At 61.7% G+C, this 12,567-nt stretch carries 10 protein-coding genes; 2 read left to right on the top strand and 8 right to left on the bottom strand.

Features of this window, described 5'->3' with window-relative positions; translation table 11 throughout:
• Positions 1 to 88: 88 nt before the first annotated feature.
• Positions 89 to 1,021 (bottom strand): TAXI family TRAP transporter solute-binding subunit, encoded by a 933-nt coding sequence (locus MKK63_RS09680; protein ID WP_244001102.1) that lies wholly within the window; start codon positions 1,019 to 1,021, stop codon positions 89 to 91.
• Here MKK63_RS09680 and MKK63_RS09675 point away from each other — a divergent pair.
• Positions 1,020 to 2,591: an amidohydrolase family protein gene (locus tag MKK63_RS09675; protein ID WP_244001063.1), complete on the top strand. Its 1,572-nt coding sequence runs from the start codon at positions 1,020 to 1,022 to the stop codon at positions 2,589 to 2,591. The genes MKK63_RS09680 and MKK63_RS09675 overlap by 2 nt on opposite strands.
• 565 nt (positions 2,592 to 3,156) lie before the next feature.
• On the opposite strand, the gene MKK63_RS09670 is transcribed toward MKK63_RS09675, so the two are convergent.
• Positions 3,157 to 5,127, bottom strand: coding sequence for an EAL domain-containing protein (locus tag MKK63_RS09670; RefSeq protein ID WP_244001060.1), 1,971 nt, complete (start codon positions 5,125 to 5,127; stop codon positions 3,157 to 3,159).
• Between the two features lie 29 nt (positions 5,128 to 5,156).
• Complete coding sequence (locus MKK63_RS09665) at positions 5,157 to 5,504, bottom strand: hypothetical protein (protein WP_244001058.1); 348 nt, start codon at positions 5,502 to 5,504, stop codon at positions 5,157 to 5,159.
• A 970-nt stretch (positions 5,505 to 6,474) separates the two neighbouring features.
• Here MKK63_RS09665 and MKK63_RS09660 point away from each other — a divergent pair.
• Entirely contained in the window at positions 6,475 to 7,290 is an 816-nt protein-coding gene (locus MKK63_RS09660; protein ID WP_244001056.1) for a DUF3658 domain-containing protein, read from the top strand.
• A 269-nt stretch (positions 7,291 to 7,559) separates the two neighbouring features.
• On the opposite strand, the gene solA is transcribed toward MKK63_RS09660, so the two are convergent.
• Genes solA through MKK63_RS09635 form a run of 5 tightly spaced genes read right to left on the bottom strand, consistent with a single transcriptional unit; the run spans position 7,560 to position 12,565 of the window.
• Entirely contained in the window at positions 7,560 to 8,729 is a 1,170-nt protein-coding gene (solA, locus tag MKK63_RS09655) for an N-methyl-L-tryptophan oxidase (protein ID WP_244001054.1), read from the bottom strand.
• A 31-nt stretch (positions 8,730 to 8,760) separates the two neighbouring features.
• Positions 8,761 to 9,732 (bottom strand): dipeptidase, encoded by a 972-nt coding sequence (locus MKK63_RS09650; RefSeq protein ID WP_244001052.1) that lies wholly within the window; start codon positions 9,730 to 9,732, stop codon positions 8,761 to 8,763.
• An 11-nt stretch (positions 9,733 to 9,743) separates the two neighbouring features.
• Positions 9,744 to 10,817 carry an ABC transporter ATP-binding protein gene (locus tag MKK63_RS09645; protein WP_244001050.1) on the bottom strand — a complete coding sequence of 358 codons (1,074 nt, stop codon included), beginning with the start codon at positions 10,815 to 10,817 and terminating at the stop codon, positions 9,744 to 9,746.
• Positions 10,818 to 10,848: 31 nt separating this feature from the next.
• The gene (locus MKK63_RS09640; RefSeq protein ID WP_244001048.1) at positions 10,849 to 11,655 is read right to left on the bottom strand and encodes an ABC transporter permease; all 807 of its coding nucleotides are present in this window, start codon (positions 11,653 to 11,655) and stop codon (positions 10,849 to 10,851) included.
• A gap of 4 nt (positions 11,656 to 11,659) precedes the next feature.
• Positions 11,660 to 12,565: an ABC transporter permease gene (locus MKK63_RS09635; RefSeq protein WP_244001046.1), complete on the bottom strand. Its 906-nt coding sequence runs from the start codon at positions 12,563 to 12,565 to the stop codon at positions 11,660 to 11,662.
• Positions 12,566 to 12,567 lie beyond the last annotated feature (2 nt).

Below are 12,567 nucleotides of genomic sequence, written 5' to 3'. Positions count from 1 at the left end.
CTCACGGGCCAGTCGGTTCGAACGCCGAGCTTGGCCACACCGGTTTAGCTCGGAACGCTGCAGTCCGGAAGCCGCCGAAGCTCGCTGATCAATCCAGATCGGCCCCGACCTCACGGAGGTAGGCTGCAGTCGCCGGATGCAGCCATGTGCTCGGTACGTTCGAGACCAGATTGCGCGGGTCGCTCTCGCGTCCCTGGGGATAGAGCCGAGCCAAAGTCTTCTGGCCGCGGTCGATCGCCCGCACCAGCCGGGTGACACTGCCGGTCTCGAGGCCGGGTCGCGCCAGGATGAAGCTCCACGACCCAACGGTCTCTATCGCCGCGTCCTGTCCGCGGAAGGAGCCGGCCGGGACAGTCAAGCGACGCATCGAGGCGCGCAGAGCCAGGATTTTCGGGATCACTTCGGGCGCTGGGCCGAAGAAACGAGCGCCGCCGGGTGCGTCGGCGAGGGTCTTGAAGCCTGGCCAGCCAAGGCTCGCACCCCACAACGCGGCCGCTCGGCCGTCGAGAACCTGTGTCGCGCCGTCGGCGGCATCATCGAGGAGGATCGGCCTGATGTCGTGGCCAGGATCGATGCCGGAGCCTTGCAGCACGGTCCGCCCCATGATCGTGAAGCCCGAGCCGCGTGTGCCGAGCGCGACGGCACGGCCGCGCAGATCCTGCACGTTCTGAATTCGACTTGAGGCTAGGACCACGAACATGCCGGGCGAGGCGTCGATGGGTGCCACGACCTTCAAGCCAACGTCGTCGGAACTCTGGTTGGATAAAGCCTCGTAGGCGTACTCACCCTGCACGAGGGCGAGATCGAGCTGAGCCGATTTGAGCAGCTTCAGGTTCTCCGTCGAGCCCTTCGTGATTTGTGGCTCGACCACCAACCCTGGGTCGACCTCGTGAACCGCTGCGATGAGCGCTCGGCCGAAGGCTGGGAACGAACCGCCCGGCGTCGCGGTCCCCAGTGTCACGCGAAGAGCAGCGTCAGGCTGTCGAGCTCGTGCGGGTGTGGTCCACGCGAGGCCCGCCATGCCCAGGAGCAGTTCACGCCGCCGCATCATGATCTCCCTCACCACGATGTTCGCCGTGGACCAGCGCCGCTGGAGCTCGGCGGCACACCTCGACAACCGAGCCGGAAAGCCCTCACATCGACGTTTGGAACATACGCAGGATCCAAGGTCGCACGCCAAACATAGCGACCGCCAATGTCTTGCGCTGGATCGGGAGGAACATGTGATGCGACCGGACGCTCTGCTGCCGGCCGTGGCGACCGCCATGAGCCTAATTTGCGTCGGCAGTGCCGACGCCAAACCAATGGCCTTCACGGGAGTCCGGCTGATCGACGGTCGATCAGCCCAGCCTGTCGAGGACGCAGTGCTGGTCATCGACGGCGACCGCATCGTGGCGGCGGGACCACGCACCGCGATCACGGTGCCGCCCGATGCTGATATCCGGGAACAGCACGGCCACACGATCATGCCGGGGCTGATCTCCGACCACTCCCATGTCGGCATCGTGAAGGGTGTCGATGTAGGCGCGCAAAACTACACCCGCGAAAACATTCTCGACCAGCTCAAGGCCTACACGGCACGGGGCGTCACCACGGTCATGGCGCTCGGTCTCAACGGCGCGATCATGCCTGAGATTCGCGCAGAGGCGCACGCGGGACGGATTCCCGGTGCCGATCTGTTCGGCGTCGATCGGGGCATCGGCGTACCAGATGGAGGACCACCGCAGGCGATGATCCGCGTGAGCGCGGACCAGCTCCTTCGCCCGGCCAACGCCGAGGAGGGCCGCGAGGCGGTCCGCGCGATGAAGGCGCGTGGCACCGACATGGTGAAGCTCTGGCTCGATGACTTCGGTGGGTCCGTGCCGGCCAAGATGCAGCCAGCGGTCTACTCCGCCGTGATCGACGAGGCACATCGGCTTGGTTTGCGGGTCGCGGCGCACGTACACGACCTGGAGGACGCGCGTGCAGTCACCAAAGCCGGCGTGGATGTGCTGGCGCACGGCGTGCGCGACAAGCCGGTCGATGCAGATCTCATCGCGGTGCTCAAGGCGCACCACACTTGGTACATCGCGACACTCGCCCTGGATGAGGCGACTTTCGCTTACGCCGACGCGCCGGGCTGGGCACAGACGCCCTTCGTTCGGACGGCGCTCGCGCCCGAACTCAAGGCTCGGTTCGACGATCCCGCCTGGCAAAGCGAGACGCGTACGAGCGCCAAAGCACAAGCTGCCCGCGACTCGCTAGCAGTGAACCTCGCCAACCTGAAGCGCCTGGACGACGCTGGCGTCCGGATCGGGTTTGGCACCGACAGCGGCGCGGCGCCAGAACGTGTCCCCGGCGTGGCGGAACACCGTGAGTTGGCGCTGATGGTGCAGGCGGGCTTCACACCCATGCAGGCCCTGATCACAGCGACGTCGCGGGCCGCCGCACTTCTCGATCTGGCTGATCGAGGCAGCCTGGAAGCTGGCCGCCGTGCCGACCTCGTTATCCTAGCCGCAGATCCGTCCCAGGACATCGCCAACAGTTCCCGGATCGTCGAAGTGTGGCAAGCTGGTCGCCAGCAAGATGTAGCTTCGACCACATCACCATGAGGAAGCATTTGTCCTAGACTGCCGAAGGAGCCTATATCTTTGAGGTCGGCTCAGGGGACGCGATCCGAGCGCGACGGACCACCCGGGTAAACGCATGGTGGCCGCGTGGGCGTGCCTCGAAAGCAGACATGCGTCGCTCTTCCGGCGATTTCAAATCGGTGTGGACGGTAGGACTGCTCAGTAAATGTCTGCCCTCAAACCTTCCCCGCGAGTCGCGCAGGAGTTCGGGCTTTTGTCCCTCCGGCAGCATCTCCTTCAGGTGGTCCTGCACCATCCCCGCGGTGAACGGCTCGCCGATGAAGCGTGCTTTCGCTCGCCTGTCATTGGGTCCCGGCTGTACCTGCCCAGATGCGACTAAGATGGCGATTTGCGGCCAGCGGCGGGCGGTCTAACGAGCGACTGCGAAGCCGTTGCGCGTACCGGGCATCTGGCCGTCGATGAACAGCAGGACGATGGCGAAGTGATGCTCCGCTAACAGGACGGCATCGATCTTCGGGAGCTTGCCCGATTCCCGGCCGGCTAACCCTGTGTAAGCATCACATAGAACCACCTCTGAGGTCGCTTGCTACGCGCAATCCAACTCTACAGTCGTACTAATGGGGTAAACCCATGATGCAAGGTATTCAGCTACTTTATTCGCCGGCATCGGGCGACCGATCAAATATCCCTGACCTTTAGTGCATCCAATTGACCGCAAAATTTCGAGTTGCTGAAGAGTCTCGATGCCTTCACCCGTGACAAAGCACCCTAACCGGGATGCTAATTCCACGATCGTTGTAACGATAGCGGCAGACTCTTTTGAGGTGCCCATCTCTCGAACGAAAGATTGATCAATCTTAATACGGTCAAACGGGAAACTTCGAAGATAGCTTAGGGAGGCGTAGCCAGTTCCGAAGTCGTCGAGCGAAACGCCCACACCGAGATCTCTGAGCCGGCGCAGGATCCCGCCTGCACCATCGGCCGTAAGCTGAACCGTCTCGGTTATTTCAACCACCAGCCGGCCCGCCGGAAGCATCGAACTCGCAAGAGCCGTTTGTACCTGTGCGTACACGTCACTGATGCGCAGCTGGACCGGCGAAAGATTGACCGCAACATAAATCCCGGCCGGCCAGTTGATCGCATGATGACACGCCTCTTGAAGCACCCAAGCCCCCAACGGTCCGATCAGCCCGGTCTCTTCTGCTACGGGAATGAAGCGTGCTGGCGATATCGCACCACGTCCGGGATCATTCCAGCGTAGCAACGCCTCAAAGCCATCAACCGTTTGTGTTTTAAGATTGACAATCGGCTGAAAAAAAACTTCAAGTTTTTGAGTTGCCACGGCACGACTCAAGTCATCGATAAACATAATTTTTTCAATCTCAGCCGCATGAATTTTCTCGTTATAGCGGCATAACACACCACGTCCGCCTGATTTTGCTTGGTAAAGGGCTAGGTCTGCTCGATCAAAAAGCGTGTCGGGATCCATACCATCGCAGAGTGCCAGCGCAACTCCAATACTTACGCCGATCTCGACAAGAATGTCTCCTATATAAAAATGCTTCTGTAACTCTTTTATGAGAGATTGGCCGAATTCTTGGACCTGGTTCAAATCACACGCATCTCTTAGGATAACAGCAAACTCATCACCTCCAAGTCGGGCTAAAAATACGTTATGATTTGCATTTATAGACAAACGATCAGAAATTATGCGCAACAATTGGTCGCCAGCCCGATGACCATAAGTGTCATTTATCAATTTGAAATAGTCCAGATCAATTAGAAATAGCGCAAACGGCGCACCTGTTTGTTTGGCTTGCTGGAACGAACGGCCGATTTCTTCTTGAAAGAAGGTTCGATTTGGCAAATTTGTTAGCGCATCATGGCGAGCAGCGTTTCTTTCATCCAAAGCGTGCCGCGTGCTGCTGCGAATATATCTCATCGCAAGGATAGCGGCTAAAGCGATAGTACCATCGAGAACAAGCGATAAAATAACGGCGATAGGAAGCTCTTTATACCATAGAGCCAATACGGAATCTTTTAATATACTGACTTGTACAGAAAGGGGAGCTCCAGGAACTTCATTTACAGCTAAGATATGTTGTTTTTTGTTTTGGTGAAGCTCCGGGTGACCGGCTGCCCCTCCAATGTAGGCCGGATAAACGAACGAAGGAGAAGAATCGAAGGAATGATCAGCCTGCTTGGGTTCCTCTGGAAAACTGGAGGCGAGCAATGCTCCGTCAGCACGATATAGGCGAACTACCGTGGCTGAGGAGGACGTGATACCACGAAATATATCCTCGAAATAGACTAGCGGAATTGCACAATTAGCAATACCTATAAATTTCCCAGATGTATCTTGAAGCCGATATGCGACTGGGATGGTCCAAGCCCCATCATATCGATTTTGAAGCGGCCGATCAATATAGGGACTGGTTTTTGAACCATCTGCGAGCTCAGAAAAATACAATCTATCTTTAACGTTATATCGCGGCCCCGATTGCGGGATTGGACTCATTGAAATGGCAACAATATCGCCAGCCTCATCTGCGAGCATTATACCCTGAAGTGGACTGACGACTGTCTCTAGTATTCTGAGATGCTCATAAAGGTTTTTGTCGCAGCAATGTTGTTTATATTATTTGAACTGAACGCGTCTGCCTTCTCAATATAGTCATCAATATTGTGATGGACCAACTCCAATCCTTGAAACGTTCGGCTTGTTTGAATAGAAATAAGGCTGGCAATGACGCGGACATATGCGTGGGCATCACGTAGTTCTCCATCGTAACGCCCCTTAAGCAATATAGCTGCGCCAATATTACTGCTTGCCGCCAAGGCGAAGGCAATAAAAACCACCAAGCTTGTTTTATTTTGTAGCAGAAAATTTTTCGGATTACGGAAAGTCGGTTGTTTGGAAATCGGTTCTGGCATTTATGTAATCTCGCAAATCATTTACAGTGATAAATTTTTTCGAGATGCTCAATTGAAATGACAACATATTCATGTATCCCCCTTCCTCTTGCAAATCGACATTTTTCACACTGCGAATTCTCATTTGCAGCATTGAATATTGCGATTTAAATTGGCCTATTCTTGTTTCTTTTTCGGTTATGATAACAACGATTTTCATTAAAAAATAGCTAACTAATTGGCGTTTTAGTCATAATGCTCCGAGTTGGTCCCGCGGGGAACTGACGGCATATTATCGGTCGCTCGGGAATGAAAGCGGATGACTGTTTTCGGAACTACCTGCCGATTTCGGGTTTGTTAAAAACGAGAAGCGAGTAAAACTCCAGTGGCGCTTGATCATCTCTGTTTTCACTTACCAGCCAGCAGTTGCAGATCCGGTTAGCCTAGCTGATTTCACCGGTCCAATGAGAACATGCCCAATGAAGCGGCCGGTGGCGCTTCGGTGTGGGTGGGCCTTTCGCCGACTGCTATTTACGGCCGCTTGCGGCCGATATCCGCCGCTCGCAACGCTGTCGACTTTTCCGTAAAAAGCCATTCGTCGACCATCCTGCAATTGTGCCTCGGGCTGGCAATCAAGTCTTGCTTTGAAGCGGATCGGATCTGTTGACGTTCTGCATTTGGAAAAAGAGTGAGAGGATGCCATCGAGCAACCCCTGGCCCACCGGCTGATGAGCGTCAGTCGCTTGCCTCAGCGCGACATCAGAGCGAACGAAAATCCGTCAGCGCCCCTGGATATCACGCCGGCCATCAACGTGCTCCACGGCGCCCCGACGTCTGGCCACTGCCGCGGCAGACGTCGGGGCGACGAGAGCCAGAGCGCGGTGACAAAATCTTACGCGAGGGTCTTCGAAGTTCACATCGTAGCCATGTCGCGCGAGGACGATGCCCCGATACGTTGCATCGACTGCCGTGCAGCGATGGAGGATCGCAAATGTTCGTTGTCGCCGAAGCCGTCCATGTGGCGTGGGGGGTCAGTCGGGCAGAGGCAATCCGTGATGCCCTCCGGTTGCGAGGCTGCAAAGCACGCGTCATCGCGCTCCCAAGTTGCTTAAGCGTCGGCCCGATCGATTCATCGGATCCGGACGCGCGCCGGGGGTGGGCTAGGGAGAACCTGCGCGACGACGACCCGTCCGATTGCTGCGAACCGGAGGCGCCTTGGACAGAAGCAACCGCCCCCGACGTTCACCCGGTCTTCTGGGTCTGTCTGTCCGATGCCGCCGAGCACGCGAGCTTCCTTGCATTCGCATCGCGCATGGCCGGCCAGCCCTTCGACATCGTCGACGCGACGGCGCTCGACATCACGACGGTCGGCGGCATCTCGCCGATCTGGTCCCTTGGCCTGCTACGGCCCGAAGAGATCGTCGCCTCCGGTCTCTTTGCGAAGCGCCGTCCGGTCACACCCGCGGAGAGCGAGGCGGCCTCGGCGGCTTGGTCGCAGCTACAGCTGGAGAATGCGCCGCTCCGTGTCGTACGCGACGGCCAATTGGTGTCGGCTCCTCTGGAGCACTTCGACCCCGTCTTGACGAAGCACGCAACACCGGACTGGGAGTTGGTCGTCAAGCTGATCGGCCGCGCCCTCCACCATCTGAACACCGAGGTCGACCCGCCGGGGCAGGGTACCGGCGCTGAATTCCTGTTCGCCCGCGTCCTCGCTCTCGGAGTAGCTGGGATCTTGGAGGTTAAGGGTTCGGGACCGGGTATGCGTGAGTTCGAGGTTCGACGGCCCGCCATCCGTTCGTCGTCCTGAGCCGTGAGTGAAGCGCTTCTGGGTGGCGGTCGGGTGAACGTCCGCTGCGGCAGTTCGGCCCCGTGGAAGCGGACCGTCAGCAAACCACCCAAACCAGACTTTCACGAGTTCCCCTTGACGCGACCGGGGTTGGTCGGAAGCCGCCAGTCTGCTCATAGGCGCTCACGTTGTGAGGACAGACGTTACGCCCCCTTGAGCGCCGACCTACCATCGTGCGGCTTATCACGGTAAGACGCACAGACTCGGCCCTGAACGGGTTTTAAATCCAGTCACACAAATATTTGCTCAGTGCTCGCATGTAAACGAGGCGTAAAGCGGTCAAGCGAATGAAGTCTAAGGTCAAAACTTGGCCTCTTGCCTGTGGCGAGATCGGCGAGAACCTCACCCACGACGCTGCAGAATTTGTAACCGTGGCCTGAGCAGGGCGAGGCGACAACCACCTGCGGTAGGTCCGGCAGCGTGTCGATGACGAAGTGCTCGTCTGGTGTGTTTGTGAAGAAGCAGGCCCGCATCGCCATGGTCGGGCCGTTCGCTTGAGGGAAGTAGCGGCTGACGCAGGGGCGCAGCACCGCCTCGTCCTCGGCTCCGCACTCCCGGGACAAGGCATCGGCCCCGCCCGTCTCACCGAGATGGTGCCAGCGACCGATCTTGAAGCCCGGGACATGCCAAACCGGAAAGCCGTAGAACTTGCCCTCGTCGACCTCCATGTTGAACACAGGAAAGCGTTCCGGGGCGAACAGCGCCGGCTCCCGCGGCTGGAACCAGCCGAGCACCTGCCGCTCGGGCACGGCGACGGTTTTGAGCTGGGGCACGAACTCGCCCATCCACGAGCCCGCCGAGAGGATGAGGCGTCCCGCATCGTAGGTGCCGCGCTCGGTCCTGACGCGCACGCCTGAGGCGGTCGGCTCCCAGCTCAGCGCTGGCTCCCGCGCCCGGATCTCGGCGCCGCCCGCCTGCGCCATCGCCACATGCGCAACGATCGCGCGCTCGGCCGAGACGAAGCCGCCGTCCGGCTGAAGGACGGCACGATGCGTCTCGGGCAGGTTGTAGCCGGGTGCCACGCGCCGCAATTCGGCGCCGTCAAGCAGACGGTGCGGGAGGTCATGCATCCGGCAGGCGGCGAGCGAACCCTCGACCATGGTGCTGCCCTCGGGCCCCGCATCGATCGAGCCGGTGATGAAGAGAAGCTGTTCCCCGAACCGTCTCTCCAGGTCCCGCCAGTTCTCGTAGGCCCGGCGGAGCAGCGGCACGTAGGAGGGGTCCTCGAAGTACGCGAGGCGGATGATCCGGTTGAAGCCGTGCGAGGATCCCATGGCATGCGGGATGTCGAAGCGCTCGAGCCCGAGCACCCGCACGCCGCGGCGGGCGAGGTGGCAGCAGGCTGCCGAGCCCATGCCGCCGACGCCGAGCACGATGACGTCGTAGGTGTTGGCAGACATAGGACTTCCTCTCTGATTGCCCGAGCGGCGCTCAGGCCCAGACGTCGCCGAGCAGGGTGAGCCAGTTGCCGCCCATCACGCGCTCGATGCGCGAGGCCGGCCAGCCGCGCCGGTCCATCGCGGCGGTGAGGTTCGGGAAGTCGCCGATCGTGCGGATGCCTTCGGGATTCCGCACCTCACCGAAATCCGTGAGCTTGCGTCCGTCGCCCTTGTCGTGGGTGATGTAGTCGAAGAAGGGCTGCCCGTAGCCCTGCGTGAAGTCGGTGCCGATGCCGGCGTTCTCCTCACCGACCCGATCGATCACGTACGCGATGGCGTCGAGGTAGTCCTCGATCGTGGAGGTCGCCCCCCGGGCCAGGAACGGCGGAAACATCGTCACCCCGACGAAGCCGCCGCGCTCGGCGATGAAGCGCAGCTGCGCGTCCGTCTTGTTACGCGGGTGGTCCTTCAGGGCGGCGGGTAGGCAGTGGGTATAAGCAACGCGCCGCTTCGAGGCGCGGATCGCGTCCTCGCTGGTCTTCGGGCCGACATGCGAGAGGTCGCACAGGATGCCGAGCCGGTCCATCTCGGCCAGCACGTCGCGGCCGAAATCGGAAAGCCCGCCATCGCGCGACTCGTAGCAGCCCGAGCCGACGAGGTTCTGGGTGTTGTAGGTCAGCTGGACGATCCGCAGACCGAGCGCGTGGAACAGCTCCAGATACTCGATTCGGTCCTCGATCGCGCTTGTGTTCTGCCAGCCGTGGATGATGCCGGTGCGGCACTCCGCCTTTACGCGGTGAATGTCGGCGACGCCTTGGACCGGCGCGATGAGATCGGCGTGCTCGCGGAACCAGCGACGCCACCGAGCCATCGTCCGCATGGTCGTGGCGAAATCCTCCCAGACGGAGCAGGTGCAGTTCGCCGCGGTGACGCCGCCGCGGCGCATGTCCGCGAAGACCTCGGGCCCGAAATCGGAGACGATCAGCCCGTCGATGACGATCAGGTCGTCGTGCCGGATGGTCATGGTGCGTCCTCTCAGAGTTCGGCAGGGACGAAGTGGCAGGCGTCCGGTGGAACGGCGACGTAAACGCGCGCGCCGGGTTCGAGCATGGCGGGGCCACCGGTTGCAGGGGTAGCCCGGCGGGCCGTCAGGCACAGGCCGGACGTGGTCCGCAGCCGGTACTCGACCGAGAGCCCGCGATAGGTCGCCGCCTCGATCTCGGCATCCAGCGTATCGGGCTCCGCGTCCATGCCGGGGGAGGTGATCCGGAGGCGCTCGGGACGGATCGCGAGGACCGTCGGCTCGCGGCCGGCGACCGCACCGGGGACGCGGATCGCGTTGCCGTCGGCGAGCCGGAACGTGCCCGGTCCCTCGACCGTCCCCGGCAAGAGGTTCGTCACACCCATGAATTCTGCAACGAAGCGCGAGCACGGCGCGCCGAACACCGCCTCCGGGTTGCCGTCCTGCTCGATCCGCCCGGCGCGCATCACGACGATGCGGTCGGCAATCGAGAGCGCCTCGTCTTGATCATGCGTGACGAAGATCGTGGTGATGCCCATAGCCTTCTGGATCTGGCGGATCTCGAGCTTCATCTCCCCGCGCAGCTGCGCATCGAGATTCGAGAGCGGCTCGTCGAGGAGCAGCACGGAGGGCTCGATCACCAGGGCGCGGGCGAGGGAGACCCGCTGTTGCTGACCTCCGGAGAGCTGCTTGGGCAACCGATCCGCCATCGCGGACAGCCGCACCCGGTCGAGCGCCCGGGTGACGCGGGACGCGATCTCGGCTCGGGGCAAGCGGCGCATCTCCAGGCCGAAGGCGACGTTCTGGGCGACGCTCATGTGCGGAAATAGGGCGTAGCTCTGGAAGCCGAACCCGATGTTGCGCTTGGCCGGCGGCAGACGGGTCACGTCAAGGCCCCCAATCAGGATGTTGCCGGCATCCGTCTCGACGAACCCGCCGATCATCCGAAGCGTCGTGGTCTTACCGCAGCCCGAGGGGCCGAGCAGGGCAACGAGTTGCCCCTCGGGAACATCGAGCGTGATGTCGTCCACGGCTGTGAAGCCACCGTAGCGCTTGGTCAGGGAGCGAAGGGCGACAGTCGTCGACATGGGCCGTTCTCCGGGCTGTCGGGAGGCAGTCTCAGAAGGCTTGAGCGAGACGGGCGTAGCGGTCGCTGACGAGGAGCGCCGTCCCGACGATCAGGATCTGGACAGCGGCGACCGCCGCGACCGTCCCGTCGAGGTACCATTCGAGATAGTTGACGAGTGCGATCTGCAGGGTCGTCCGGCCTGGGCCGACGAGAAAGATCGACTTCTCCAGATCGATGAATGAGATCACGAAGGAGAACAGGCCCGCCGCGATAATGGCAGGCCGGATCGCCGGCAGGGTCACGCGCCGCAGCACCGTGAGCGGCCCGGCGCCAAGGCTCGCGGCTGCGTCCTCGATCGCCCGGTCGGCCGAGGCGAGCGAGGCGCTGACGAGCCGGATGGTCCAGGGCAGCGCGATCAGCGTATGGGCGACGAGCAGGCCGCCGATCGTGCCAGCCACTCGGATGTCGAAGAGTGCCTCGACCTCGATAAAAGCGATGAACAGGGCGGCTCCGCCGACGATGCCAGGGACCACCATCGGCGCGAGCAGCAGGGCCTGGACGGCATCGCGTCCGGGAAACCGGCCGCGCACCAGACCGAGGCTCGCCGGCACGCCGAGGGCGAGGCTCGCCGCCATGGCGAACAGCGCCGTCTCTACGCTGGTGACGAAGCCCTCGCGGAAGGCGTCCGTGTCGAGGGCCCGGGCGTACCAGTCGAGGGTGTAGCCGCTCGCCGGGAAGGCCAGGATACGGTTGGCGAAGAACGAAACCCAGACGATGACGACCAGCGGCAGCACGATGAAGGCGAGGACCACGCCCGAGATGGCGCCGTAGGTCCGGCGGATGCCAGTGCGCGACATGGCCCTACTCCGACCAGCGCCGGTAGCGACGCTGCACGAGGACGTTGGCGGTGGTGGTCAGCACGAGGGTCACAGTCATCAGCACGAAGGCGAGAGCCGCGCCAAATGGCCAGTTCATGGCCTTGGCCACCTGCTGGTAGACCTCTGGCGCCATCATGTGGAACTGCGGGCCACCGATCAGCACGGGCGTGGCATAGGCGTTCATCGACAGGATGAAGCAGAGCATCGTGCCGGCGAGCAGCCCGGGTAGCGCGAGCGGCAGCACGACCCGCCGCAGGATCGTAAGGTGCCCGGCGCCCAGACTCTCGGCCGCTTCCTCCAGGACCGGATCGATCCGCTCGATCACGCTTTGCAGCGTCACGATCATGAAGGGCAGCGTCACAGAGACGAGGCCGATTACTACGGCGGTGGGGGTGTACATCAGCCGGGGTGGTGTGAGCCCCACCGCGGCGAGGATGGCAGCGAGAAGGCCCTTGTCGCCGAGGATGACCATCCAGGCGGCGGTACGGACCGCGTTACCCATGAGGAGCGGCAGGATGATAAGGATCAGGACCTTCGACTTCCAGCGTGGCCCGACCTGCCGCACCAGGGCGTAGGCGACGGGGAAGCCGAGCACGAGGCAGATCAGCGTGGAGAGGGCCGCCACCCAGAGGGTCGTCAGCAGGACGTCCCGGTAGAAGGCGTCGTTCAGGAACTTGGCGTAGTTGGCGAGGGTGAGCCCCTCGACCATCAGCTCACCCGGTACGAACCGGTTGAAGCTGTAGCGGCACATCAGGGCGAGCGGCCCGAGGAGGGCCACGACGACCAGCAGTGCCCCCGGCAGGACACCGCCGATGCCCACGGGAACGCGCGGCCGGATCCGGGGCGCGATGTCGGGCGCCAGGACTTCCGAGCGTACGAGGGTGGCCATCG

Origin of the sequence: Methylobacterium sp. J-088 (genome assembly GCF_022829295.1) — a bacterium.
GTDB lineage: Bacteria > Pseudomonadota > Alphaproteobacteria > Rhizobiales > Beijerinckiaceae > Methylobacterium.
The sequence above is the reverse complement of the archived record's forward strand: the minus strand, read 5'-3'. Positions and strand labels throughout refer to the sequence as shown.

Bases quoted from the DNA above. Each gene is read 5' to 3' on its own strand.
- MKK63_RS09675 (WP_244001063.1), top strand. From the start codon at position 1,020: ATGCCCAGGAGCAGTTCACGCCGCCGCATCATGATCTCCCTCACCACG.
- MKK63_RS09680 (WP_244001102.1), bottom strand. From the start codon at position 1,021: ATGGCGGGCCTCGCGTGGACCACACCCGCACGAGCTCGACAGCCTGAC.
- MKK63_RS09670 (WP_244001060.1), bottom strand. From the start codon at position 5,127: ATGCTCGCAGATGAGGCTGGCGATATTGTTGCCATTTCAATGAGTCCA.
- MKK63_RS09665 (WP_244001058.1), bottom strand. From the start codon at position 5,504: ATGCCAGAACCGATTTCCAAACAACCGACTTTCCGTAATCCGAAAAAT.
- MKK63_RS09660 (WP_244001056.1), top strand. From the start codon at position 6,475: ATGTTCGTTGTCGCCGAAGCCGTCCATGTGGCGTGGGGGGTCAGTCGG.
- solA (WP_244001054.1), bottom strand. From the start codon at position 8,729: ATGTCTGCCAACACCTACGACGTCATCGTGCTCGGCGTCGGCGGCATG.
- MKK63_RS09650 (WP_244001052.1), bottom strand. From the start codon at position 9,732: ATGACCATCCGGCACGACGACCTGATCGTCATCGACGGGCTGATCGTC.
- MKK63_RS09645 (WP_244001050.1), bottom strand. From the start codon at position 10,817: ATGTCGACGACTGTCGCCCTTCGCTCCCTGACCAAGCGCTACGGTGGC.
- MKK63_RS09640 (WP_244001048.1), bottom strand. From the start codon at position 11,655: ATGTCGCGCACTGGCATCCGCCGGACCTACGGCGCCATCTCGGGCGTG.
- MKK63_RS09635 (WP_244001046.1), bottom strand. From the start codon at position 12,565: ATGGCCACCCTCGTACGCTCGGAAGTCCTGGCGCCCGACATCGCGCCC.